The sequence below is a fragment of the Actinosynnema sp. NPDC023794 genome, assembly GCF_040639675.1.
In the GTDB taxonomy this organism is placed as follows: domain Bacteria; phylum Actinomycetota; class Actinomycetes; order Mycobacteriales; family Pseudonocardiaceae; genus Actinosynnema; species Actinosynnema luteola.
This window is the reverse complement of sequence record NZ_JBFAFR010000001.1, coordinates 602186-627534: the sequence shown is the minus strand read 5'-3', so window position 1 is coordinate 627534 and position 25349 is coordinate 602186. Positions and strand designations below refer to the sequence as shown.

The 25349-nt window shown below is 73.0% G+C and carries 21 protein-coding genes; 14 read left to right on the top strand and 7 right to left on the bottom strand.

The window, feature by feature from the left end; genetic code table 11:
• Window positions 1-47: 47 nt before the first annotated feature.
• A complete protein-coding gene (locus AB0H12_RS02805; protein WP_499620320.1) occupies window positions 48-1361 on the top strand; it encodes a YVTN family beta-propeller repeat protein in 1314 nt (437 codons plus the stop codon).
• Here the strand turns inward: AB0H12_RS02805 and AB0H12_RS02800 are convergent.
• Window positions 1358-2596, bottom strand: coding sequence for an MFS transporter (locus AB0H12_RS02800; protein ID WP_499620806.1), 1239 nt, complete (start codon window positions 2594-2596; stop codon window positions 1358-1360). The two genes, AB0H12_RS02805 and AB0H12_RS02800, sit on opposite strands and share 4 nt — an antisense overlap.
• A gap of 86 nt (window positions 2597-2682) precedes the next feature.
• Here AB0H12_RS02800 and AB0H12_RS02795 point away from each other — a divergent pair, with 86 nt between their 5' ends.
• The 4 genes from AB0H12_RS02795 to AB0H12_RS02780 all read left to right on the top strand — a co-directional run bounded on the left by AB0H12_RS02795 (window position 2683) and on the right by AB0H12_RS02780 (window position 7830).
• Window positions 2683-3546, top strand: coding sequence for a WecB/TagA/CpsF family glycosyltransferase (locus tag AB0H12_RS02795; RefSeq protein ID WP_499620319.1), 864 nt, complete (start codon window positions 2683-2685; stop codon window positions 3544-3546).
• A 3-nt stretch (window positions 3547-3549) separates the two neighbouring features.
• Window positions 3550-5592 carry a glycosyltransferase gene (locus AB0H12_RS02790; protein WP_499620317.1) on the top strand — a complete coding sequence of 681 codons (2043 nt, stop codon included), beginning with the start codon at window positions 3550-3552 and terminating at the stop codon, window positions 5590-5592.
• 230 nt (window positions 5593-5822) lie between these two features.
• On the top strand, window positions 5823-7343 hold the full coding sequence (locus AB0H12_RS02785; protein ID WP_499620316.1) for a serine/threonine-protein kinase: 1521 nt from the start codon (window positions 5823-5825) through the stop codon (window positions 7341-7343).
• Between the two features lie 10 nt (window positions 7344-7353).
• Window positions 7354-7830, top strand: a complete 477-nt coding sequence (locus AB0H12_RS02780; RefSeq protein ID WP_499620315.1) for an SLATT domain-containing protein — start codon at window positions 7354-7356, stop codon at window positions 7828-7830.
• Here the strand turns inward: AB0H12_RS02780 and AB0H12_RS02775 are convergent.
• Complete coding sequence (locus tag AB0H12_RS02775) at window positions 7817-8602, bottom strand: enoyl-CoA hydratase/isomerase family protein (RefSeq protein ID WP_499620314.1); 786 nt, start codon at window positions 8600-8602, stop codon at window positions 7817-7819. The two genes, AB0H12_RS02780 and AB0H12_RS02775, sit on opposite strands and share 14 nt — an antisense overlap.
• A gap of 76 nt (window positions 8603-8678) precedes the next feature.
• Here AB0H12_RS02775 and AB0H12_RS02770 point away from each other — a divergent pair, with 76 nt between their 5' ends.
• From AB0H12_RS02770 to AB0H12_RS02755, 4 genes are all read left to right on the top strand, one after another.
• On the top strand, window positions 8679-9146 hold the full coding sequence (locus AB0H12_RS02770) for a GNAT family N-acetyltransferase (RefSeq protein WP_499620312.1): 468 nt from the start codon (window positions 8679-8681) through the stop codon (window positions 9144-9146).
• A 113-nt stretch (window positions 9147-9259) separates the two neighbouring features.
• Window positions 9260-9793: a LuxR C-terminal-related transcriptional regulator gene (locus AB0H12_RS02765; RefSeq protein WP_236594835.1), complete on the top strand. Its 534-nt coding sequence runs from the start codon at window positions 9260-9262 to the stop codon at window positions 9791-9793.
• 297 nt (window positions 9794-10090) lie between these two features.
• Window positions 10091-11311 carry an ABC transporter substrate-binding protein gene (locus AB0H12_RS02760; protein WP_499620310.1) on the top strand — a complete coding sequence of 407 codons (1221 nt, stop codon included), beginning with the start codon at window positions 10091-10093 and terminating at the stop codon, window positions 11309-11311.
• 46 nt (window positions 11312-11357) lie between these two features.
• On the top strand, window positions 11358-11795 hold the full coding sequence (locus AB0H12_RS02755; RefSeq protein ID WP_499620308.1) for an SRPBCC family protein: 438 nt from the start codon (window positions 11358-11360) through the stop codon (window positions 11793-11795).
• Between the two features lie 207 nt (window positions 11796-12002).
• Here AB0H12_RS02755 and AB0H12_RS02750 read toward each other — a convergent pair whose 3' ends face one another.
• The 5 genes from AB0H12_RS02750 to AB0H12_RS02730 form a co-directional block, all read right to left on the bottom strand.
• Complete coding sequence (locus AB0H12_RS02750; protein WP_499620306.1) at window positions 12003-13580, bottom strand: phytoene desaturase family protein; 1578 nt, start codon at window positions 13578-13580, stop codon at window positions 12003-12005.
• Window positions 13577-14602, bottom strand: coding sequence for an NAD-dependent epimerase/dehydratase family protein (locus AB0H12_RS02745; protein WP_499620305.1), 1026 nt, complete (start codon window positions 14600-14602; stop codon window positions 13577-13579). Before AB0H12_RS02745 ends, AB0H12_RS02750 begins: the two co-directional genes overlap by 4 nt.
• Window positions 14603-14617: 15 nt before the next feature.
• Entirely contained in the window at window positions 14618-16930 is a 2313-nt protein-coding gene (locus AB0H12_RS02740) for a Tex family protein (RefSeq protein ID WP_499620303.1), read from the bottom strand.
• A gap of 371 nt (window positions 16931-17301) precedes the next feature.
• A complete protein-coding gene (locus tag AB0H12_RS02735) occupies window positions 17302-18078 on the bottom strand; it encodes a hypothetical protein (protein WP_499620301.1) in 777 nt (258 codons plus the stop codon).
• Between the two features lie 21 nt (window positions 18079-18099).
• Window positions 18100-19194: a PA2928 family protein gene (locus AB0H12_RS02730; RefSeq protein WP_499620299.1), complete on the bottom strand. Its 1095-nt coding sequence runs from the start codon at window positions 19192-19194 to the stop codon at window positions 18100-18102.
• A gap of 121 nt (window positions 19195-19315) precedes the next feature.
• Here AB0H12_RS02730 and AB0H12_RS02725 point away from each other — a divergent pair, with 121 nt between their 5' ends.
• Genes AB0H12_RS02725 through AB0H12_RS02705 form a run of 5 tightly spaced genes read left to right on the top strand, consistent with a single transcriptional unit; the run spans window position 19316 to window position 25315 of the window.
• Window positions 19316-20557, top strand: a complete 1242-nt coding sequence (locus AB0H12_RS02725) for a hypothetical protein (protein WP_499620298.1) — start codon at window positions 19316-19318, stop codon at window positions 20555-20557.
• Window positions 20554-21552, top strand: coding sequence for a hypothetical protein (locus tag AB0H12_RS02720; protein ID WP_499620296.1), 999 nt, complete (start codon window positions 20554-20556; stop codon window positions 21550-21552). Before AB0H12_RS02725 ends, AB0H12_RS02720 begins: the two co-directional genes overlap by 4 nt.
• Window positions 21549-23669, top strand: coding sequence for a hypothetical protein (locus AB0H12_RS02715; RefSeq protein ID WP_499620295.1), 2121 nt, complete (start codon window positions 21549-21551; stop codon window positions 23667-23669). Before AB0H12_RS02720 ends, AB0H12_RS02715 begins: the two co-directional genes overlap by 4 nt.
• Window positions 23666-24877 (top strand): CHAT domain-containing protein, encoded by a 1212-nt coding sequence (locus AB0H12_RS02710; protein ID WP_499620294.1) that lies wholly within the window; start codon window positions 23666-23668, stop codon window positions 24875-24877. Before AB0H12_RS02715 ends, AB0H12_RS02710 begins: the two co-directional genes overlap by 4 nt.
• Before the next feature lie 42 nt (window positions 24878-24919).
• Complete coding sequence (locus AB0H12_RS02705; protein ID WP_499620293.1) at window positions 24920-25315, top strand: hypothetical protein; 396 nt, start codon at window positions 24920-24922, stop codon at window positions 25313-25315.
• Window positions 25316-25349: the final 34 nt, after the last annotated feature.

Here is a 25349-nt window from a genome sequence, read left to right as displayed (position 1 = left end):
GCCGGCGATGGGGGCAGTGCGGGGACCCGAACCCACGGAGGCCGATCGTGCTCAGACAGATCCGCAAGACGCCGGCGGTGTGCGGCGCGGTCGCTTTGGGTGCGGCGCTGCTGCTCGCGCCGTCGGGGACGGCCGTCGCAGATCCCGTGCGCGTGCTCGGCTACGTCGCCAACAACGGCGGCGGGGTGTCGGTGCTGGACACCGCGACGAACGCCGTCACCTCCACGCTCATCGACTCCGCCGGCGACTCGCCCTACGGCGTCGGCGTCGCGTTCGACGGCACGCGCGGCTACGTGACCAACGTGCGCGACGACACGCTCACCATCATCGACACGCCGACCAACACCGTGGACGCGTCCGTGCCGGTCGGCGACGGCCCCGCCGGCGTCGTCGTGTCGCCGTCCGGTGGGCACGTGTACGTGTCGAACTACCTGGCCGGCACGGTGTCCGTGGTGGACGCGGCCACGGTGGCCACCACCGAGACCATCCCGGTCGGCGCGAACGCCGACGGGATCGCGATCACGCCGAACGGCAGGCGGCTCTACGTCGCGCACGACGTCGCCGGCCCGGGCACGGTCTCCGTGGTGGACACCGCGACGAACGCGAAGATCGCCGACATCGCGACCGGCAACACCCCGACCGCCGTGGCCGTGACCCCCGACGGCGCGAAGCTCGTCGTGGTCAACAAGCTGTCGAACAACGTGTCCGTGGTCGACACCGCGTCCAACGCCGTGATCGGCACGGTCCCGGTCAGCTTCATCCCGCACGGCGTCGCGATCTCCCCGGACGGCACGCGCGCCTACGTCACCAACAGCGAGGGCCACAGCCTGTCCGTCGTGGACATCAACACCCTCACGCCGGTGGCCCAGGTCCCAGTGGGCAGCAGACCGATCAGCGTCTCCTTGACCCCGGACGGCACGAAGGCCTACGTGACGAACTTCAACAGCGGCACGGTGTCCGTCGTGGACACCGCCACCCTGGCCGTCGTCGGCACCGTCCCCGTGGGCGTGAACCCGGTGGGCATCGCGATCCACGCCGTCCCGCCGGCCCCCACCGAGCTGACCGCCGGCCACGCCCAGCTGCAACTGCGCCTGCTGGGCTTCACCGCACGCGGCCTGGACGCCACCCTCACCGAGTCCCACACCGGCAAGCCGGTGGCGGGCAAGCGGATCACCTTCCGCACGGTCAAGGGCCACCCCCTCTGCACCGCGACCACGAACGCCTACGGCAAGGCGCAGTGCGACGCCAACGTCCCCCTGCTGGTGGGCCTGGCCACCCTGCTCCAGGGTTACACGGCGAGCCACGCGGGCGACCTTACCCACGGCCGTTCAGTGGCACACGGCTCGATCGGCCTGCTCTAGGAGGCGAGGCCGGCCCCTTCACGGGGGCCGGCCCGCTTGTTGAGCCGCCACGCCACCACCACGGCGACGAGAAGTGAGCCGATGGCCGCGTACACCGCCGTGCCGAAGGCGGCGAACTGGAGCAGGAAGCCGAACGCCACGGACGACACCAGCCGCGCCAACGCCTGGCCCGTCTGCACCACCGCCAAACCGGACGCGCGCAACGACTCCGGCACGAGCGCGCTCACCCGTGCGGACAGGACGCCGTCCGTCGCGGCGTAGAAGAGGCCGTGGAGCACCAGGGCCGCACCCACACCGAAGTAACCGGTGCCGGGAGCCAGCAACAGGACGTACACGGCCAGCAGCAGCACGTGCCCGCCCAGGAACACCGGCCACCGGCCGATCCGGTCCGCCAGCCGCCCCACTGGCGCGGCGGCCACGAGGAACACCAGAGCGGTGCCCAAGGGCAACAACGGCAACAGGTGCAGGGGCGCGTTCGTCGCCTTCTGCACCAGGATGAACACGAACGCGTCCGACAACGTCGCCAGGCCCAGCACCGCCGCCCCGACCGCCAGCCGCCGGTACCCCGTCTCCCCCAGCAACGCGAACCCCGCGCGCAGCGACGGACGCGGCCCGGTCGACACCGGCCGCGGGTTCTCCCGCACGAACGCCACCAGCACGATCAGCCCCACCGCCGCGAAGCACGCGCTCACCACGAACACCGGACCCGCCACCGTGCCGACCCAGTACAGCAGCAGGAACGTCACCAACGGCCCGAGCAGCGCGCCCACCGTGTCCATGCTCCGGTGCAGCCCGAACGCCGCGCCCAACCGGTCCGGCGGCGTGGCCAACGAGATCAGCGCGTCACGCGGCGCGGTGCGCAGACCCTTGCCCGCGCGGTCCGCCGCCATGGTCGCGCCGATCCCGAATGCCGACGCGCCCACGAGCGGGAAGATGAGCTTCGTCACCGCCGACAGCCCGTAACCGACCGCGGCGACCGCCTTGTGTCGGTGCGTCCGGTCCGAGAGGTGGCCGCCGACGAGCCTCAGCACGGCCGTCGCACCGGTGTACAGGCCGTCGAGCACCCCGAACTGCGCGTAGCTCATGTTGAGCGTGAACAGCAGGTAGACCGGCATGAACGCGGTGACCATCTCGGCCGAGACGTCGGTCAGCAGGCTCACCGCGCCGAGCGCGACGACCGTGCCGGGAACCCGGCCCCTCACCCGCTCGCCGGGCCGGACGGACGCAACGTACATGCCCCCGATATCGGTCACGTGCGGTAACCGTTACCGCCATCCGGGCACCTCGTAACGGGGACCACCCGGAACCCGATGACGCGGGTATGCCGGACATTGCGCAGGCCCGCGTTCGCGTGGGCGCCGTCGACGTGTGGTCCGTCCGCGAGTCCGGTGTGGCCGACCACGTCGCCGAAGCCTGGCGACGGGCCGAGGGCGGCGCGATCGTCACGGCCAACGTGGACATCGTGCGCGCGGCGACCCGCAGCCCCGAGCTCGCGGCGCTGATCGCCGAGTCGGAACTGGTCGTCGCCGACGGGATGCCGGTGGTGTGGGCGGGCAGGCTCGCGGGCGTCCCGGTGCCCGAACGGGTCACCGGGTCGTCACTGGTGTTCACCCTCGCCGAAGCCGCCGCCCGCGAAGGCCGTTCGCTCTACCTGCTCGGCGGTGAACCGGGCGTGCCGGAGAAGGCCGCCGACGTGTTGTGCGCCAAGTACCCCGGGCTGCGCGTCGTGGGCACGGACTCGCCGGCGTTCGGGTTCGAGACCTCCGCCGACGCCACCGCCGAGACCGTCGCCAAGGCCGTGGAGGCCGAGCCGGACCTGGTGTTCGTCGGCCTCGGCTTCCCCAAGCAGGAACGCCTGATCCGACTCCTGCGCGCCGACCTGCCCGCGTCCTGGTTCCTCGGCTGCGGCGCGGGCATCCCGATGGCCGCGGGCGAGTTCCGGCGCGCCTCCGGCGTGGTGCAGAAGCTCGGCGCGGAGTGGCTGCACCGCCTCGCGCTCGAACCGCGCCGCCTGGCCAAGCGCTACCTGCGCGACGACCTGCCGTTCGCGTTCCGCCTGCTCGGGGGCGCGCTGCGCACTCGGTTCCGCCGCCCTGCCGCGGACGGCGTCGGCAATCAGACCGATGTCGACGGCGTCGGCAATCAGACCGAAGTCGACCGAGTCGGCAACCGGACCGGGGAGTAGGACGTGCCGCTAGCCGTCGTCGTCGTGACCTACCACAGCGCCGAGGTCGTCGAGGACTGCCTGAAGTCCGTGGCCGCCGCGTTGGAGTCCGTTCCGGACAGTCGAATCGTGGTGGTGGACAACGCTTCCACCGACGACACCCTGGCGGTCGTCGCACGGGTCGCGCCACACGCCCAGGTCGTCGCGCGCACGTCCAACGACGGCTTCGCGGCGGGCGTCAACGCCGGGTTCGCCGCCGCGCCGGACTGCGACGTGCTGGTGCTCAACCCGGACATCCGGCTCCACCGCGACGCCGTCACGCTGCTGAGCGCCGCGCTCGCGTTGCCCGGGACCGGCATCGCGGTGCCCCGGCTGGCGGGGCCGGACGGAGCGCCTCAGCTGTCGCTGCGCCGGGCGCCGAACCCGTTGCGCGCCTTGGGTGAGGCGCTCCTCGGTGGCACGCGGGCCGGCCGGTCCGAGGCGCTCGGCGAGCTGGTGGTCGATCCCCTCCGGTACGAGACGGCCGGCACGGCGGACTGGGCGACCGGCGCGGCGTGGCTGATCTCCCGCGAGGCGCGTGAGGCGACCGGCGTGCTGGAGGAGCGGTACTTCCTGTACTCGGAGGAGACCGAGTACATGGTGCGCGCGGGCAAGCGCGGTTACGCCATCCGCTACGAACCGCGGGCACGCGCCGTGCACCTCGGCGGCGAGCAGTCCACGTCGCCGGTGCTGTGGTCGATGGCCACCACGAACCGGGTCCGGGCGGTCCGCGAGCGCAACGGACGCCTGGCCGCGTTCGCGATGTGGTGCGCCGTGCTGCTGAACGAGCTGCTGCGCGTGCCGCGCGGCGCCAAGCACCGCAAGGCCGTCGGCGACCTGCTGCGCTGGCGACGGTGGCCGGCCCGCCCCGGCGCGGGCCCCGAACCCGGCTGGGTGTGCTTCTCCGCGCAGGACTGGTGGTACCACAACCGGGCGCACTCGGACTTCCAGCTGATGCGGTCGATGGCCGCGCACCGCAGGGTGCTCGTGGTCAACAGCATCGGCATGCGGATGCCGACCCGCGGCAACAGCACGCACGTCGCCCGGCGCATCCTGCGCAAGCTGCGCAGCGTGGCCAAGTTCGTGCGCCGGCCGATGCCGGACTTCTACGTGATGTCCCCGTTGCCGCTGCCGTTCTACGGCTCGCCGTTCCTGCGCAAGGTCAACGCCGTCCTGGTCCGCGCCCAGGTGCGGCTGGTGGCCCTCGCGCTGGGTCTGCGCACGCCGGTGATCATGGTGACGATCCCCACCGCGTGGGACGTGGTCGCCCCGATGCGGCGGCACAGCCTGGTGTTCAACCGCTCGGACCGGCACTCGGACTTCCCCGAGGCCGACCGCGCGTCCATCGAGGCGTTGGAGGACCAGCTCCTGGCCAACGCCGACCACGTCGTCTACGTCAGCCACGCGTTGATGGACGAGGAGCTGCCGCGCACCGGCTCCCGCGCCCACTTCCTCGACCACGGCGTGGACGTCGACCACTTCACCGCGCGGCCGGAGCACGAGTGGCCGGACGACGTCCGCGCGATCCCCGGCCCGCGCATCGGCTTCTTCGGCGCCCTGGACGACTTCGTGGTGGACTTCGACCTGCTGGAACGCGTTGCCGCCGAGCTGCCGCACGCGTCCCTGGTGCTGATCGGCGACGCCACCCACCCCATGGAGCGCTTCGACAAGTACCCCAACGTGCACTGGCTGGGCTTCCGCCCCTACACCACCATCCCGGCCTACGGCTCGGCGTTCGACGTGGCGATCATGCCGTGGCAGGACAACGACTGGATCAAACGGTCCAACCCGATCAAGCTGAAGGAGTACCTGGCCCTGGGCCTGCCGGTGGTCAGCACCGACTTCGCCGAGCTGGCCGGCTACACCGACCGCGTCCGCGCCGCCCGCACCCACGCCGACTTCGTCGACGCACTCCGCACCACCCTCGCGACCGGGCCCCTCCTGCCGCCGCACACCCTCCGCGCCTCGGTCGAACCGCACTCCTGGCAAGCCCGCACCCTGACCCTCCTCACCCTCACCACCCCGTGAGTCCTACCTCCAGCACCCGCGTGTCGTACCTCCAGACCCCGCGTGTCCTACGTTCAGAACCTGCGTGTCCTACGTTCAGGTACCCCGAATTCAACGCTCAGGACGCGCTGACCGGTCCCTGAGCCACCCTCGACTCCGCGACCGCATCCGAGGTTGCGTCGCTGTGTGCTGCGCCGCGAACCTCGCCGTCTTGCCCAAGCGGGGTGGCCGGCGCATCTAGTGTGGGTGTCGTGCAGCCACTGCCCCCGAACGCCCCGTCGCGGATCGGCGACTACACGCTGCTCGCCGCCCTCGGCCGCGGCGCGATGGGGTCGGTCTACCTGGCGCGGTCACGCGGCGGGCGGCCGATCGCGGTCAAGGTCTCGCGCGCCGAGCTGGCCGACAACCCCGAGTTCCGCGAGCGCTTCCGCCGCGAGGTCGAGATGGCACGCGCGGTCGGCGGCTTCTGGACCGCCACCGTGGTGGACGCCGACCCCGACGCCGAACGGCCGTGGATGGCCACCGAGTACATCCCCGGCCCGAGCCTCCAGCAGGCCGTCCAGGACCACGGCCCCCTGCCCGAACGCGCCGTGCGCCGCCTCGCCGGCGGCCTGGCCGAAGCGCTGGTCGCGATCCACGGCGCGGGCCTGGTGCACCGCGACCTCAAGCCGTCCAACGTGCTGCTGGCCGACGACGGCCCCCGCGTGATCGACTTCGGCATCGCCCGCGCCCTGGAGCACTCCGCGCTCACCGAAGCGGGCATCGTGTTCGGCACCCCCGGCTACCTGTCACCCGAGCAGGTCGTCGGCCACAAGATCACCACCCAGAGTGACGTGTTCGCGCTGGGCTCGGTGCTGGTCTACGCCGCGACGGGCGGTGGGCCGTTCGGCGAGGGCGCCACGTCCGCGCTGGTCTACCGCGTGGTCCACCAGGAGCCGGACCTCTCGCGCGTGCCGCCGAGCCTGGTGCCGCTGATCGTGCCGTGCCTGGTCCGCGAGCCGGCGAACCGCCCGACGCCCGCACGCCTGCTGGAGGCGATCGGCCCGCCGTCCGCCGAACCGTCCTGGCTCCCCGCACGCGTCCGCACCATGGTCGAGCAACGGCACACCGAGCTGGGCAAGCTGCCCGCCAAGCCGCCGACCCGCGTGATGGTGGACGACCCACCGCCCAAACCGCCGACCCTCGTCACCCCCGCGCCGGTGCAGCCCAGGCCCCCGACCGCGGCACCCGTCCGCGTCGACCCCGCGCCCAAGGAGGTCCGCCCCACCGGCGTCCGGTTCAAGACCTCCCGCGCCGTCGGGCTGAGCTGGGCCGGTGCGAACGCGCTGGCGGCCGTCGTGACGGGTTCCATCGCCGACGCCGCCTCCGGCGCGCCCGACGCCGTGCGGGCGGCGGCCTTCCTCGCGTTCCTGGCGTTCGCGCTGGCCGGCATCCGCCTCCTGGTCGGCGTCGCGCGCTCGCCGCTCACCCTCGACGTCGGACCCGACGGCATCACGCTGTCCAACGGCGAGGAGTCGCGCCGCCTCCCGTGGTACGCGATCGCCCGCGTGAAGGTCGAGGCGCACCACGCCCGCCCGTGGCTCGTGGTCTGGTTGGTCGCCGCCGCCAAGACACCGGACACGCTGGGACGCGGCAGCTTCACCAAGCACAAGGGCGGCCTGCGCGTCTACCCGATCTCGCACGAGCGCTACCGCAAGCGCCGCGACCGGGACGTGGTCGAGCTGCGCTCCGCCCTGGCCTGGTACGGCTCCGCCGCCTACGACCCCCGATAGGGTGCCCGCCGTGGAAGAGCCTGAAGAGCAGCCGGTGAAGTCGGGCCTGAGCCCGCACGAGCTGGCGCAGGACCTGCTGGGCCGCATCGACCGCGCCCGCGACTACGGTCGGGTGCGCGCGGCCAGGTTCAGCCGCCGGGCGACCGCGCTCAAGGTCGGCCTGCTGTCCATGTCCGCGACCGCGACGATCATCCTGGGCTGGCAGGACCTGGACTTCTGGACGGGTCTCGCGTTCTCGCTGGTGGCGTTGACCACGGTGTTCGCCGTGCTGGAGCCGTACTTCGCGTGGCGGCCCCTGTGGGTGCTGATGGAGGAGTCCATCTCCCGCTTCCACCGGCTGCACGACGACGTCAGCCACTACCTCGCGGCCACGCCGAGCGACCGGGTCGACGCTGCCAAGGTCGCCGAGATGTTCGCCAAGTACCGGGCGATCTGGGACCGCCAGAACACCCGGTGGGGCGAGTTCCGGCGGATCAGCGACCGCTGAACGTCGCCTTGCCCGGACCGTCGGCCAGGAACGACCGCACCGCGCCGCGCAGGTCCTCGGTCTCGAACAGCTCGGCCGCGATCGCGGTGACGTGCTGGTCCGCCTCGGCCACGCCGCCGCTCTCGAAGTGCGCCAGCACCCGCTTGGTGGCCGCGTGCGCCACCGTGGGCCCGGTCGCCAGCGCCGCGGTGAACTCCAGCGCCGCGTCGTCGAAACCCCCGTCCGGCAGCACCCGGTTGACCACGCCCCACCGTTCCAGCGTGGCCGCGTCGTAGCGCTCGCCGGTCATCACGAGCTCCTTGGCCCGACCGACGCCCGCCCGCGCGGCCAGCCGCTGCGTGCCGCCCATGGTCGGGGTCAGCCCGACGACCTTCTCCACCAACCCGAACGTCGCCCGCCGCGCGGCCAGGACGAGGTCGCACGCCACCGCGACCTCGAACGCCCACGTCAGGCACAGCCCGTGCGCGGCGAACACGGTCGGGAACGGCAGCGCGGCCACCCGTTCGGTCAGCTCCAGCATCTGGTCGAGCTGGGCCTTGGCCTGCGCGGACGTCTCCTGCGCGGCGAACAGCCCCACGTCGACGCCGCCGCTGACGACCTTGCCCTCGAAGCGGATGAGCAGCGCCCGCGCGGGCCGCTGCTCCAGGTCCTCGACCGCCGCCTCCAGCAGGTCGTGCAACTCGGCGTTGTAGAGGTTCAGCGGGGGAGCGTCCACGGTGAGCACCGCGAGCCCCACGGCGTCCCGCTCCAGCCGGACCTGTTGCGCTGCCACGGGCGGGGACTTTACACGCGTCCGGAATGCCGAAAACCACGTGTCCGAATGGCCCAACGCGGGTGAGAATCTGCCAATGAGTTCCTGGACCGTTCAGCCGGAACCGGTTGACAGCCCGACCGCGGTCGCGGTGATCCGCACCTACTTGGCCGACATCATCGCGCGCTACTACGGCCGCCCGGCCGCGCCCGAGGAGGTCGACCAGGCGATCGCCGAGGACCCGACCGACGACCTGGCGCGGTTCTTCGTCGGGCACCGCGACGGGGCCGTGCGAGGATGCGTCGGCTTCCGCATGGTTGACCGCGAAATGGCGGAGATGAAGCGGATGTTCGTCGATCCGGCGGCTCGCGGCACGGGCGGGGGAGCGGCGCTGCTCGCGGCGGTCGAGGAAGCGGCTGTCTCATTTGGTGCTGCGGCCATTCGCCTCGACACCCGTACTGACCTGGTCGAAGCGCGGGCGTTGTACGCGCGGCACGGCTACCGTGAGGTGCCCGCGTTCAACGACGACCGCTATGCGGAGCACTGGTTCGAAAAGCGGCTATAGGGGCCATTGGGTTCCCATATCACCGTTGTGATGTGTCTCACTTGACACTGAATAAACGTCACAGTTGAGTATGTGGCGAAAGTCGGCCGCGGAATGAAATGGGGATCAGTCCAGTGGCTTTCGCCGTTGAGTTGACATTTCGTGATGCGCGCCAGGTGCGGAGATCCATTCATCTCGCACACCGGGAATATTGGCGTCCGCTGGCCGAGCAGGGTGTGCTCGTCGGAACCGGCCCGTGGGCCGATGGTTCCGGCGTGCTGCTCATCGTTCAGGTGCCCGACGACGCCGCGGCCCGGGACCTGGTGCGCGGTGACCCGTACGTGCGATCGCAGTCGATCGCCGAGGTGCGCATACGCCAGTGGCACGTGCTGCTGGGTGTGCCGGAAGGTGAGCGCGTGCCGGGCATCGTCCGGCCGCGTGACGGGCAGAGCGCCGAGGCGCGCTCGCGCGAGCCGTTGACGCCGCACGAGCACCGGATCGCGCTGATGATGTTGGAGGGGATGACGAACCGGCAGATCGCCGAGCACTTCTCGGTGTCGACCCGGGCCGTCGAACTCCACATCACCCGCATCTACCGCAAGCTCGACATCGGCAGGCGGGCGCAGCTCGCCGCGGCGATGCCGTGGGGCCAGCGCTCGTACCTTTAGGCGCACGTACCGGTCATGGACAGGCCGTGAGGACCGCTGGGCGACCCCCGGCGGTCCTCACGGCGTCTGCTCTTCTTGTCGGTCGGTGGATCGGAACCCGAAGCGTTCGGTTCGGGGCGCACTCCTTGCGCTTCGTGACGTTATGGGGACTGATCGGGTGGCAGGCGCGGCGAACGGGTGCGAACTGCTGCGGGAAACGTCACCGACCGTGCGGTATGTCACATGATTAGGCGAACCGGGCGACTTCTGTCGATACTCCTTACCCGTCGGTAACGTGAGTGGTGGGAGTCCTCGTTGGTGCGCAGCTTCGTCGTCGGATCCACCGTGGTCGCGGTGCTGCTCGCCGGTTGCGGCGCGGCGGAGGAATCGCCGGTCGAGATGGGCCCCGGCGTCACCGACGACACGATCTCGCTCGGTGTGCTGACCGACATGACGGGACCGTTCTCGGCGACGTCGCTCATCCGGATCAAGGGCTACGAGCTGTTCCTGGCCGAGCTGAACGAGCGCGGCGGCATCTGCGGGCGCGAGGTCGAGCTCAAGCAGGCCGACCACGGCTACGACGTCGACCGGGCGTTGCAGGCGTACTTCGAGCTGGAGCCGGAGGTGCTCGGGTTCATCGACGTCACCGGCGCGCCGATGACCGAGGCCATCGAGCCGGACCTGATGCAGACCCGCGCCATCGCCGCGCCCGCGTCGTGGTCGGCGAGCCTGCTCGGCAACCCGCACATGGTGATCGTCGGCACGACGTACGACCTCGACGTGATCAACGGGCTGGACCACGCCAAGCGCTCGGGCCTGATCGGCGCCGGTGACACCATCGGGCACATCCACGTCGAGAGCGACTACGGCGTCAACGCGTTGGAAGGCAGCACGTTCGCCGCCGAGCAGTGGGGCATGGAGCTGGTCTCGAAGGCCGTGCCGGAGACCGCGGACGTGGCCGCGCAGGTCGGCGAGCTGCGTGCGGCGGGGGCGAAGGCGGTGTTCCTGAGCACGTCGCCGCAGCAGACCGCGACCGCCGTCGCGACCGCCGAGCGGCTCGGCTGGGACGTGCCGTTCCTGGTCAACGCGGTGGGGTACGACCCGTTGATCCTCCAGTCGCCCGCGGCGGCGGCCGTGGTGAAGCGGGTGCAGGTGGTGTCGCCGATCGCGCCGTTCGCGACCGACCTGCCGGGGCCGCGCGCGGTGGCGGAGGCGTTCACGCGCAAGTTCCCGGAGCTGGAGCCGACCGGGTCGGTGGACCACGGCTACGTGATCGGGATGGCGTTCGCGGCGATCCTGGAGAAGGCGTGCGGTGCCCGTGACCTGACCCGTGACGGGGTGCTGCGGGCGTTCCAGGACACCAACCAGGTGGACACGAAGAGCCTGACCGGGCAGTTGCGGTTCTCGCTGGTGGGGCGGCCGTCGGCGACGCAGTCGTACATCGCGCGGCCCGACCCGGCGACACCCGGCGGGCTGGCCGTGGTCGCCAACCTGTTCGAGTCCGACCTCGTGAAGCTCAAGGGCACGCGCGCCAAGTAGCCCTGGTGGGTAGTTTTCGCCGGTCCGGGCGGGGAATCCGAGGCGCATGATCGAGGTGCGCTTGGCGGTGCCAACGTCGGTGGAGCGGGTGTTCGCGGTGCTGGCCGACGGCTGGTCCTACGCGGGCTGGGTGGTCGGCGCCGCGCACATCCGCGAGGTGGACGCGGGGTGGCCGGGCACCGGCACGCGCATCCACCACAGCGTCGGCGCGTGGCCGTTGGCGGTGGAGGACGTGACCACGGTGCTGGACGTCGACCCGCCCCGGATGGTGGAGCTGGAGGCGCGCCTGTGGCCCCTCGGTGCGGCCCGCATCCGCTTCGACCTGAAGGCCACCTCCGACGGCTGCGAGATCACCATGCTCGAAGAGGCGATCAAGGGCCCCCTCTCCCTCCTCCCCGACCCGGCCCAGTCCCTCTTCCTGACCCCTCGCAACCGTGAAACCCTGGCCCGCCTCGCCGCCCGCGCCACCCGCAAACCCACCTAACCGCGCGTGTCGCACCTCCAGGTCCCGCGTGTCGAACCCTCAGACCCGGCGTGTCGAACCCTCGGGTCCCGCGTGTCGAACGCTCAGGCCCCCTGAACTCCACATCCAGGACCGGCACGACGCGAACGCAGGACTCGGTGGTCCTGAAGGTTCGACACGCGGGTCCTGAAGGTTCGACACGTGGGACTTGAGCGTTCGACACGCGGGTTAGTAGAGGTGGTGGTGGAGGGTGCGGAGGAGGAGGCGGTAGGCGTCGCCGGCCAGGGCGTTGCGGGTCAGGGCGGCGCGGGCGGCGTTGGCGCCGGGTGCGCCGTGGACGCCGCCGCCGGGGTGGGCCGAGGCGGAGGTCAGGTACAGGCGGTCGATGGGGGTGTCGGCACGCGCCAGGCCCGGGGTCGGGCGGAACACCAGCTGCTGGTGGATGGCGGCGGTGCCCGCGTTGATCGAACCGCCGACCAGGCTGCGGTTGCCGGTCTCCAGGTCGGACGGGCCGTGGACCGCACGGGCGCGGATCAGGTCGCGGAACCCCGGCGCGTGCCGCTCGATCAGTTGCTCGACCCCGTCGGCACGGCGGCGCACCCGGTCGGCGGGCCACCGCTCACCCCGCGGCACGTGCGTGTACGCCCAAGCGGTCTCCGTGCCGGCCGGTGAACGGCTCGGGTCCGTCGTCGTCATCTGGCCCATGATCACGAACGGCACCTGTGGCGTCCGCCCGCACGCGATCTCGGCATTGAACAGGGACAACGCGTTGAAATCCCCTCCCAAGTGGATGGTCCCCGCACCCCGGGCCCCACCCGCCGTCCACGGCACCGGCCCGTCCAACGCCCAGTCCACCTTGATCGTCGCGTCGTCCCACTCGAACGCGGCCAGGTCCGACACCAGCCGCGACGGCAGGTGCTCCGCCCCCACCAACCCGAGGTACAACGCCGGCGCCGGCACGTCCGCCAGCACCGCCTTCCGCGCCCGCACGTACCCACCCGCCGCGTCACGCACCCCCAGCGCACGCCCACCGGCCACCACCACCCGCTCCACCGCCCGGCCGCACTCCACCACACCGCCGAGCCGCCGCACCAACGCCCGCGTCAACGAACCCGCACCGCCCTCGGGCACCGGGTACCCCACGTCCTGCCCCAACATCGACAGCAACCACCCGAACGCCGCACCGCCCGCCTGGTCCGGCCCCAGGTCGGTGTGCATCGCGTTGCCCGCCAACAACAACGGCGCGCCCTCACCCGAGAACCGCTCGTCCCCGAACGCCCGCACGGACTGCAGGAACGACCGCGCGAGCCGCAACGCCCCACCCGCGCCCAACGCGCCCACCAACCCGGCGCCCGCGCGCACCGGCGGGAACGGCCGCATCAACACCTCGACCAGCTCCGCCCGGACCCGCTGCCACAACGCGAACTCCGCCCGCCAGACGTCACCGTCACCCGCGCCGAACGCCTCCACCGACGCCGCCGTCCGGTCCACGTCCTGCGACAGCACCACGGCCCGGTCGTCCGGCAGCACGTGCGCCAGCACCTCCGGCGCCCGCCGCCACCGCAACCCGTGCCGACCCAGGTCCAACCCGGAGATCACCGGCGACGCCGCGCCCAGCGGGTAGAACGCGCTGAACAGGTCGTGCCGGAACCCCGGCTCGGTCAACTCCGCCGTCCGCACCGCCCCACCGGGTTCGTCGGCCGCCTCCAGCACCAGCACGTCCCACCCGGCGTCGGCCAGCAGGTTCGCCGCCACCAGCCCGTTCGGACCGGAACCGATGACCACCGCGTCCACGACATCGCTCAACGCACGTCTCCCTGGCTCTGCTGCACCGGCCGACCGAACCGCAGCCCCTGCCACCGTCCCACATCACGCGGCGCGAGCGGACCCCACGTGCCGCGCCCTTCCGCGATGGCCGCCACGAACTCCGCCAACGCCTCCCGCGGCGGGTGCGCGGGCGCCCACCCCAACGCCCGCACCCGTGAACTGTCCACAACGGACACCTGATCCGCCAGCCGCAACCACCCGGGGTGCACGGGCTGCAGACCCAGCCGCCACGTCGGCCAAGCCACCGCCCGCAACAAGGCCAACGGCACCGGCACCAGGAACCCGCCGAACAACGGGGCCAGCTCACGCGCGCCCAACGGCGGGTCGGCTGCGACGTTGAACGCGCCCAAGGCGTGCCGCGCGAGGACCACCCGGATCGCCCGCGCCACGTCCTCGGCGTGCACGACCTGCGCCCGCAACCCCCGCCACAACGGCACCGGCAGCCACCGCCGCCCCACCACCCGGACCGGCGCCAACGGGCTCAACGCCCACCGGCCCAGCTCACCGGCCGCGTCCGGCTGCACGATCGCGCACGGCCGCAGCACGGCCACCCCGGGACGACCGGCGAGCAACCGCTCCAGCTCGGCCTTCTGCGCGCTGTACGCGCTGCCGGGCACCCCGCCGCACGGCCACGACTCGTCCACCGGCGCGGGAGCGGGCGTGTACGCCGCGACCGAGGACATCACCACCACGTGCGGCACACCGGCGCGTTCCGCCGCACGCAGCACGTGCGCGGTGCCGGTGATGTTGGTGCGCCGCATGGCGGCCTCACCCGACGTGGGCTGCACCGCCCACGCCAGGTGCACCACCGCGTCCGCCCCCGCGAACGCCCTGCCCAACACCACCTCGGCGGCCGGCGCGCCCACGTCGCAACTCACCCATCCGGGTGAACCGACGGGTATCCGCCGCGCGATGCCGACCACCGGGTCGCCCGCTTCCGCGAGCACGCGGCGCAGGGCCGTCCCCACGTTGCCGCTGGCACCCGTGACGACGACCCTCATGGCCGCCGGGTACCCCTACTTCGCGCCGCCAAGCCCCGCGCGCCGCAGCGCCTCGGCCATCGCGCCGTTCGCCGGCGGGCGCTCCTGCTGACGGGGCTTGCCGCCACCGCGGGGCGCGCCACCGCCGCGCTGACCGCCACGCGGCTCGCGCTGCTCGCGGGGCGGCTTGCGGCCCGGCTCGTCCTCCAGCCGCAGCGTCAACCCGATCCGCTTGCGCGGGATGTCGACCTCCAGCACCTTCACCCGCACCACGTCACCGGACTTGACGACGTCCCGCGGGTCCTTGACGTAGGTGTTGGACAGCGCCGAGATGTGCACCAGGCCGTCCTGGTGCACGCCGACGTCCACGAACGCGCCGAACGCGGCCACGTTCGTCACGACGCCCTCCAGCACCATGCCGGGCTTGAGGTCGGCGATCTTCTCCACGCCTTCGGCGAACGTCGCCGTCTTGAACGCGGGCCGAGGGTCGCGTCCCGGCTTCTCCAGCTCGCGCAGGATGTCGGTGACGGTCGGCAGGCCGAACGTGTCGTCCACGAACTCCTGCGGACGCAGCGACTTCAGCACCGCCGTGTTGCCGATCAGCTGCTCACCGCCCGCGCGCTCCTGCATCCGCCGCACCACCGGGTACGCCTCGGGGTGCACGGAGGAGGCGTCCAGCGGGTCGTCGCCGTTCGGGATGCGGAGGAAGCCCGCGCACTGCTCGAACGCCTTCGGGCCCAGCCGCGCCACGTCCTTCAACGCGCGGCGCGAGCGGAACGGGCCGTTGCTGTCGCGGTGCTGCACGATGTTCTCGGCCAGCCCGGGGGTGATGCCGGAGACGCGGGTCAGCAGCGGCGCCGAGGCGGTGTTCAGGTCCACGCCGACCGCGTTCACGCAGTCCTCGACCACCGCGTCCAACGACTTCGACAGCTTCGTCTCGGACAGGTCGTGCTGGTACTGGCCGACGCCGATCGACTTCGGGTCGATCTTCACCAGCTCGGCCAGCGGGTCCTGCAGCCGGCGGGCGATGGACACCGCGCCGCGCAGCGACACGTCCATGCCCGGCAGCTCGGCCGACGCGAACGCGGACGCCGAGTACACCGACGCGCCCGCCTCCGACACCACGGCCTTGGTCAGCTTCAGCTCGGGGTGCCGCTTGAGCAGGTCAGCGGCCAGCTTGTCGGTCTCGCGCGACGCGGTGCCGTTGCCGATGGAGATCAGCTCGACGTCGTGCTTCTTCGCCAGCACGGCCAGCTTGGCGATCGACTCGTCCCACCGGTTCGCGGGCACGTGCGGGTAGATCACGTCGGTGTCGACGACCTTGCCGGTCGCGTCGACCACGGCCACCTTCACGCCGGTGCGGAAACCGGGGTCCAGGCCCATCGTGGCCCGGGTGCCGGCGGGCGCGGCCAGCAGCAGGTCGCGCAGGTTCGACGCGAACACCTTCACGGCCTCGTCCTCGGCGAACGCCCGCAGCCGCGACCGCAGGTCGATGCCGAGGTGCACCAGGATCCGGGTGCGCCACGCCCAGCGGACCGTGTCGCCCAACCAGCGGTCGGCGGGCCGGCCCTGGTTGTCCACGCCGAAGCGGGACGCGATGCGCGCCTCGTAGCCGGTGGGCTCGTCCTCGTCGGCGGGGTCGAACTGGAGGTCGAGCACCTCTTCCTTCTCACCGCGCAGGAGCGCGAGGATGCGGTGCGAGGGCAGCTTCGTGAACGGCTCGGAGAAGTCGAAGTAGTCGGCGAACTTCGCGCCGTCCTCCTCCTTGCCCTCCCGGACCTTGGACGCGAGCCGGCCCTGCGTCCACATGCGTTCGCGCAGCTCGCCGATGAGGTCGCCGTCCTCGCCGAACCGCTCGACCAGGATCGCCCGCGCGCCCAGCAGCGCGGCGGCGACGTCGGCGACCTCCTCGGTCACGAACGCCTTCGCCACCTCCTGCGGGTCCTGCGTCGGGTCGTCCAGCAGGCCGTCGGCGAGCGGTTCGAGGCCCTGCTCGCGCGCGATCTGCGCCTTGGTCCGCCGCTTCGGCTTGAACGGCAGGTAGAGGTCCTCCAGCCGGGCCTTGGAGTCGGCGGCCAGGATCGACGCCTCCAGCGCCTCGTCGAGCTTGCCCTGCGACCGGATGGACTCGAGCACAGCCGCCCGGCGGTCCTCCAGCTCCCGCAGGTAGCCGAGCCGTTCCTCCAGCGTGCGGAGCTGGGTGTCGTCGAGCGCGCCGGTCGCTTCCTTGCGGTAGCGGGCGATGAAGGGAACGGTGGAACCACCGTCGAGCAGGTCGACGGCGGCGCTGACCTGCCCGGCCCGCACCCCGAGCTCGTCGGCGATCCTCTGGTGAATGGCTGTGGTCACAGCGAGCCATTGTGCCCTGCCCGCCGGTCCACGTTCGGGCACCCCGACCGGGTCGCCCGGCCGATCGGTTGGGGAGCGGCTGACCCGACCGGATCAACTGCCGGGACCGGTGATTCCCTTCCCCGCGTTCTCCTTGTGCGCCACCGAAGGGTGAAATGCGTTCCGCGCGAGTCTCCGATCGCGGGGCCCTCGGTGGCGTGTGCTCGGGCTGCTGGTGCCGGCCCGGCGGCGAGACCGTGGCCAGGCGAGACCCGGTGGACGCGCTGTGGGGCGACCGGCCGCCGCGTTCGGCGAGCTGCCCGAGCCCGAACCCCGCCGGCCCACGACCGGCTGAGGTCGCGCTCGACGCGGCGCGGCCGTCCACCCGGTCGTCACATCAGGGTGGTGAGGACGGCGACGTCCGACTCGTCGCCCGGCAGGTACTTCACCCGGACCACCATGCCCCGCTGCACCTGCGGGATGGACGGCGGCGGGAGCTCCTTGTCCTGCGTGACGTCGAACGTGGTGCCGTCCGGGCGGGTCACGCGCAGGGTCAGGCGCAGCGCCGTCCGGCCGTCCGGCGTGTGGCCGGTCGGCACCATGTCGAGCACGACGGCACTCGCGTCCACGCCCTGCTCGGTGATGCGCAGCTGGTGCGGCGTCAAGAAGCCCTTGGCCACGTGCACGCGGTCGAGGGCGGCTTGCAGCTCGTGCGGCGGAGCGTCGGTGGCCAGCACCGCGCGCCCGTCGGGCAGGTAGCGGACCGGCAGGATCGCGCCCGGCTGCACGACGGACAGGTCGGTGAGGTCGACGATCTGCCGCGCGGTCGCGGGGAACGTGCGGCCGTCCGCCGTGTCGACCTGCAGCCGGATGTCCAGCTGCGGCTGGTCGTTGACGGACAGGCCGGTGCGCGCCACGCCGACCACCGTGCCCATGCCGATCGGCGCGCCGCGGAACTGCTTGGGCACGCCGCCGGTCAGCGCCGCGAGACCGCCGCCGAGCAGCCGGTCCACCGAGAACAGCGACGGCACGACGAACAGCAGGATGATCGGGCCGGCCAACCAGCCGTTCAGCCAGGCGGACTCGTCGTCGCCCGCCAGCCCGCCCGCGACCCACGTCGCGGTGAGGGCGAGCCCGACGGTCAGCCCGAGCCAGGTGAGCACCTTCATGGTCGTTGGTCCCTCTCTGATTCAGCGGTGGGAACCGAAGAAGTCGGCCGAGCCGACGTCGAGGGGTACGACCCGGCCGTCACCGCGGGCGGCGGCGAACACCTCGCCCGCCGTCAGCGCCGTGATGCCGTCGGGGCCGACGAGCGCGCGTTCCACCCGGGTCTCGACCGCCAACGTCGCGGTGACCTGCCCGGTCGCCAGGGACACCAGGCTCAGCGCGACACCGGTGTCGTTCACCGAGCGCTGGTGCTCGACCAGCACGTGCCCGGTGGCCGCGGCGACCGCGGTCACGCCGTCGACCACCAGCCGGGCGCCGTGGAACGTCGTCGAGCCCACCGGCAGCTCCCGCCCGTCGGGCGGGACGCGGACCAGCACGCTGCCCGGCACGCCACCCGGCGCCTGCCGCAGCGCGATCCGCTCGCCGCCGGCCAAGGCGGCTTCGGCGCCGGTCGCCGCGGTCGGCGCCCCGGGGCCGCGCTGCACGGACAGCCGACCGGACCAGGCGGCGGCCGTCTGCGGGTCGACGGGCTCGGCCACCACTTCGTCCAGCCTGATCGCCAACACCCCTCCGGTGGCGTTCATGGCCATCATGCGGCGGTTCTCCCGGTCGTACGCGTAGGCGGTCCGCGCCGTGGCGAACGCGTCGCCGAGCCCTTGGACGCCCGCGCCCTCGGCCACCACCGACCCGTCGGCCAACTCGACCACGATCAGCCCGGAGTCCGTGGCCAGGTACGCGTAGCGCTGCCCGGCGGCCAGCACCGACGCCTCCCAGACCAGCCGGTCGGACAGCTGCGTGTCCCACAGCACCTCGCCGGTGGCCGGGTCCGTGGCCGCCAGCCGCACCTGGAACAGGTCCTGCGTCATCAGCTGGAACATGCCGCGCACGCCGTGCCGCGCGTACGGCGCCAGCACCACGTCCCGCCCGTCGATCTCGGCGAAGGCGAAACCGGCCTGCATCTCGACGTCCGGTTCCGGCGAGATCGCGTAGGACCCGCCGAAGAACAGCAGTGCGAACAGCACCGGCGGCAACAGGAGCAGCGGAAGGACGCGTCGCCGCCGAGGCGACGGGGTGTCGTAGGGCATCATCGGCGAGTACTGCTGCGGTGTCGGGTACATCGGTTCCCCCGTTCGGTCGTGACGGGGTGAGCTTCGGCCGGGCGTCTCGCCTACCGGTCCCAGGAACCGGGTGCGCGAGTCCGCCACCAGCGGTGATCGGAGTTCGACTAGGCTCGGGCAGGTGAGCACCGTCCGAGCCGCGACGCTTCCGCGCGGTGCGCTGGTCGCCCGGGCGTGGGCCGCGTTGGGCGACGCGGTCGCTCCGCTGAGCAACGCGTCGGGCCGCCCGCTGACCCGCACGGTGAAGCTGATCCTCGACCCGCTCGTGCTGCGGCCCGTGCTCAACCCGGAGTTCGCGGCGGGCGCGATCGCCGCCGAGCACGCCGACGCCCTGACCTCCCGCATCGCCGACGCGGGCCCCGTGCTGGTCGCGACCGCGAGCTGGTTCGCGGTGCTGAAGAAGGAGCGCCGCCGCCGCTGGATCACCGACGGCAACCCGCAGGACCTCTACTTCCAGCGCTGCTTCGAGCTGGCCACCGCGCACGGCGAACCCGGACCGGACGCGGCCGACGTCGCCGGGACCGTCCTGGAGGAGGTCCACGAGCAGGAGGGGCCGACCGTCGCCGCGCTGCGCGACTTCGTGACCGACCCGGTCAACGCGGCCGAGCTGACCCGGCTGCTCGACGCGGCGTGGGCCGCTCCCCGCCCCGCCGCCGCGGTGCCGACGGCGACCTCGGAGTTCCTGGCCACCTGCGCCGTCACGCCCGACCGGACCCTGTTCGACGCGCTGGTCACGGGCTCGGCGGGCAGCGCGGGCGCGGCGGACCTCGACCGGCCGGGCGTGGCGCTGGCGCACGGGCTGACCTCGCGTGACCGGCCCGTGCGACCCGAGCTGGGGCGCGGCGCGTCGAAGGCGAACCTGCCGAGGCCGTTCGACCGGTCGATCGTGGAACGCCTGTTCGCGCCGCTGACCAACGCGTTCCAGCGGGCCGGGCTGGCGGACGTGCCGACGTTGGTGCGGCGGGAGATCACCCGATCGGCCGGGCCGTGGCAGCTCGCCGAGGAGGAGAGCAGGCTCGTCGTGGTGCTGGGCCGGGACGCGTCCGCCGACCTCGCGGGCCGGCCGGCGGGCGGACCGGGCTCGGCGGCGGCCAGGCTGCGGTCGAGGTGGGAACGCGAGGCGTACGTGCACCGCGTGCTGCGGATGCCGTCGGCCGCGCCGCCGGAGGTCCGCGCGGACGTGCGCGGCGTGCGGGAGGCGTACCTGAGGCGGTTGTGGGTGCGCGTGCACGGCCGGGAGCTGCGGCACGAGACCGTGACGTTCGACCAGGTGTGGGACGTGCTCGACGGCGTGCTGCGATCGGTGATCCTCGACCAGCGCGACCGGTTGCGGTCCGTGCTGGAGCGGGAGGCGGTGGCGTGAGGGTGACGCGCGAGTCCGACCTCGTCGTCGGCGACTGGCCCACGTCGCCCGAGGTCGTGGCGCTGCTCGAAGGTTCGGGCGCTTCGCTCGCGTGGGACGTCCTGGCCGACGCCGCCGTGCCCGCCGCACGCGTGCACGACCCGGAGCGCGCGTCCGAGTGGTTGTGGGAGGTCTACGGCGACGCGGCCGAGGCGATCCTCGGTGGCGCGGCGGAGGTGGAGGTGCCTGGTGACGGTGATTGGCGCGTCCGGGACGCCTGCCGCCGGGTGGCGCAGCTGAACTGGGCTCGTGCGTGGTGGCCCGCGTCGGTCACGGCCGGTGTGCCCGCGTTGGATCCCGCCGTGCTGCACGCCGAACGCGCGGTCGCCGTGTCCACTGTGGAGCACCTGCTGGACGACCCGGACGCGGTCGGGCGGGCGTTGGCCCCGGTCGTGCCGCTCGACGTGTCCGATCCCGCGTTGGCCGCGTTGGCCGAACGCGTCGCGGAGCTGGCCGAGGACTACGGGGTCGAGCTGCGGCCGGCGGAGGTCCCGAGCAGGGCGGGGTTCGCGTTGGCCGCCGGAGGTGTGGACGGCGGCGGCGTCACGGCCCTGTCCGGTTCGTCCGCTGTGGACTGGGCGTTGGTGCCGCACGGCGTGGTCGACGCCGCCGCGCCCGCCCGGTGGGCCGTCGTGCGGCGGCAGGGGAGCACGGTGCTGGAGGTGTCCGTCGTGCCAGGACCCACGCCGGGGCCGCGGTTGGCGGCCCGGTTCGGCGAGGTCGAGGTGACGTTGGAGGTCGACGCGACGGGGTGGCTCACCGGGTCCGCGCCGGTGTCGGCGGCCGTGCTGTTGCTGCCGCCGGACCGGCGCGCGCTGACCGTCTACGCGCCGGACTTCGCCGAGCCGACCGCGCCCGATCCGGACGCCGGGCCGCGCCGTGCGGCGATCATCTCGTACGCCAGGTCCCGGATCGGCTCGCCGACCTCGACCGTGACCGAGCGGACGGCGCGGTGAACGACTCGTCGGACCTGAACGACGAAGGCGTGCGACTGGCCGGCGCCGGTGACCTGGTCGGCGCGCGGTCCGCGCTCGAAGCGGCGCTCACGGCGTCCTCAGCGGAGGACCGCGCGCAGGTCCTGGTGAACCTGGCGCACGTGGTGGACATGGCCGGCGAGCGCTCGCGCGCGGTGGACTTGCTGACCGAGGCGATCGAGGCGGGGGAGGGGACGGTCAGGCTGACGGCCATCGCGGCGCGCGCGGACCTGCTGCCCTGGCTCGACCGGTGGGACGAGGGGTGGCGGGACGTCGAGGACGCGCTCGTCGGCGCCGAGCCGTCGCAGCAGGTGGTGCTGCGCAACACGCGCGTCGGGCTGCTGATGGTGGCCGGTCACCTCGCCGAGGCCGAGGCGGAGGCCGTCGAGGCGGTCGAGCTGGCGGCTTCTCACGCGCCCGAGTACCTGGAGAACCTCTACACGAACCTGGCGCTCCTCGCCGACGAGGCGGGGGACGAGGGGCGCGCGACCACGTACCGGCTGCTGGCGGACAACCCGGGCCGGAAGCCGCTCGGGCCCCGGTGGCGGCGGTTCGTGGAGCTGAACGCCGAGGGCGCGGTGCTGCTGTCATCAGGCGATCGCGCCGCCGCCAGGGTCGCCTTCGAGGCCGCGTACCGCGAGACGCTCGAAGCCCCACACCGCGACCCGGCCACCGTGGACGACGTCGAAGCCGTGGTCTGCCGCGCCGGAGTCGCCGGCAACCTGGCCGGAGTCGCCGACCACCCCCGAGAAGCCGTCCGCTGGAGCACCGAAGCCATCGAAGCAGCCCGAACGGCGCTCACGATCGTCGGCGACGCCTACGGCTCGGCCTCCGTCCTGGTCAACGCCTTGATCTCCCGAGCCGCGGCACGGCTCAACCAGACCCACCTCCCCGACGCCCTCACCGACCTGGACGAAGCCCTCGACCTGGTGACGGAAGTCGACAACGCCGAACCCGTCCGCGCCACCGTCCGCGCCACCCGCGCCCGCGTGCTCGCCACCGGGGGCTGGTTCGCCGAAGCCGCGGACGAAGCGCGCACCGCGCTGGACCTCGCCTACACCTCCGCCCCCGCCATGGCCGCGTCCGTCCACGCCACGTTGGCCGAGATCACGAGCGCCACCGGCGACCTCCCCGGCGCCGTCGAACACCTCGCCCTCGCCCGCGACCTGAGCGCCGCCACCGGAGACGTCGCCGGCGTCGCCACCGCCCTGATCAGCTCCGCCCGACTGGCCTACCTCGCCTCGGACACCGACCGGGCGGACGCGCTGTACGGCGAGGCGGAAGCCCTCCTCGCCGACGACCCCCGCCGACGAGCCGCCTGCCTGCACGGTCGGGCCGCCGTCGCGGTCCTGCGCGGCGAGCCCCGGGAAGCCCTCGCCCTGTCGGACCGGGCACTCGCGCTCCTGGGCACGGCGACCCCGCTGGAGTCGTTGTCCCTGCACCAAGTGCGGGGCTCGGCGTTCGAGGCGGCGCAGGAGTTCGCCGAGGCCGAGTCCTGCTACGCCGAAGCGGCGGCGTTGTGCGAGGCGGCCGGACTGTGGCACGTCGCGCTGGGCATGGCGTGGTGGCGCGCGGACGCCCTGATCCGCCGCGCCGCCACCACCACAGGCGACGAACGGCAGCAGCTCGGCCGCCGGGCACTGGACCTGGCCCTCCCCGCCGCGCTGGCCTCCGAAGCGATCCGGCAGCGGTTCCCGCACGGCCCCCTGCGCGAACGGTGGGTGGCACTGGCCTCCGCACCCGCCACGCGGTCGGCGTTCCTGGCCATCCGGGCGCTCGGCGACTCCACGTTGGCGGCGGAGTACATCGACCACCTCGCGGGTGCGGTGTCCCTGCACGCCGAGGGCATCACGACACCCGTGGAACGCGCCGACCTGATCGGGTTGCCCGAGCCGCCGACCGCCGGAACGCACCTGCCCTACGCGGCCTCCGGCTTCGCCACGGGCACGGACCCGGCCTTCCCCTCCACCGGCTTCGAACTGCCGCCGAGGGTCCGGCTCGACCCCGCCACGCCGACCGCCCTGGACGCCTGGATCGACGTGGCCGAGCGGCGGTACGGGTTCGCCGTGCGGTCGGAACGGGCGGTGGCGTCGTGGTGACCGTGCAGCTCAAGTTCGTGGACGCGGGCGACCTGTACGTGTCGTGGCGGTGGGAGCACGCACCGGCCGAACCCCGCGTCATCGCCGTGCCGCGCGACCTCGTGCGGGCCACGTTGGACGAGTGGGCGGCGGCGGTGCCGTCGCCGTTGCCGGGCGAGACCTCCGACCAGGCGCTGCGGCGCGCGCTCACGAACGGCCCGCTGGTGGACCACACGCGCGAACTCGACCTGTCGACCCGGATGGCGCGCGCCCTGGTGCCGCACCGGCTGGCGGCCGAGCTGAACTCCTGGCCGGCACAGGGGATCCGGCCCCACCTGCGCGTCCAGCCGTCACCCTCGACCGCCCTGGTGCCCTGGGAAGCGCTGCGGGTCGACGAAGGACAGCGGGCGGTGCACGACGCCACCATCTCGGTGCTGCCCCCGGCGACCGTCGGCAACGCCGCGGAACGCCGCGTGCACGCCTTCGACCCGCGAGGACCCGTCGTCAGCGTGCTGGACCCCGTCGTGCCCGGGTTCCCCGACGCGTCCGGCCTCGGCTCGGTGCTCAGCCACCCGACCCCGGACCTGACCGCGCTCGCACCCGGCGGCCTGCGCCGCGACGACATCGACCGCGACCACCTCGAACGGGCGCTGGCCACCGCCTCGCGCTTCCTCTACGTCGGCCACGTCACCACCGGCGGGCACGGCCTGGACGCACGCCTGCACCTGTCCTGCACGGCCGACACCACGGGTCGGGCCGCACCGCTCGGCGCGCACCGCCCCCTGGCCGCCGCCGACATCGTGCTGGGTCACCGGCCCGGCCCGGTGCGCCCGTGGCGGATACCGGCCCGGGTCGCCCTGGTGGCCTGCGAGAGCGGCGGCGACGTCCGCTTCGCCGAACCGTCCGGCCTGGTCACGGCCATGGTGCACGGCGGGGCGGAGCACGTGACCGCGACGAGGTGGACGTTGCCGACCGACGAAGGGCTGCGCCGCCTCGTGCCCGGCTTCCCGCCGACCCCCGTCCTCGCGCCCACCGTGGTCGCCATCGACGCCGCCCACCGCGCGCCCGACCCGGTGACCGCGCTCAACGACTGGCAACGCGCCGCGGCCACCCGGTGGGAGGAAACGGGCGACCTCACCTGCTCACCGCTCGTGTGGGCCGCGTTCACCACCACCTGGGCGCCACCGCGCGGCCGAGTCGGGAACGGCGGGGCGTCGACCGCGTCTTAGCGTCATCGAGGGTGTTGCCGCAACGCGACAAGGGGTGGGGACGTGTCCGCGCCGAGGGACGAAGTACCGAGGGACGAAGCGCTGTACGCCCGGATCCGGGAGCTGGAAGGCCGCGTCGAGCAGCTGACCGACCTGCTGGGCGAGCTCACCGGGAACGGGGAGCGGCCCACGCGGACCGCCGAGCCGCGCTTCCGAGCCGCCCTGGACACCGTCTACCAGGCCAGGACGTTCGGGTACGTGTCCGTGCACTTCGTCACCGGTCGGACGGCTCGGGTGCGGTTGCTGGTCGGGCCCCAGAGCCCGCCCACGACCAGCGTCGGCTACGTCAGCAGCTGCTGCCTGGGCGGCGTCGTGCGTCCCGGCGAGTTCTGGATGGCCGCCACGCACAAGCCGGGGTTGAGAACCGGTTTCGAGTGCGTCTTCACGCCCATGTCCTGACGTTGAAACCGGTACCGCGGTACAGGCTTACCGT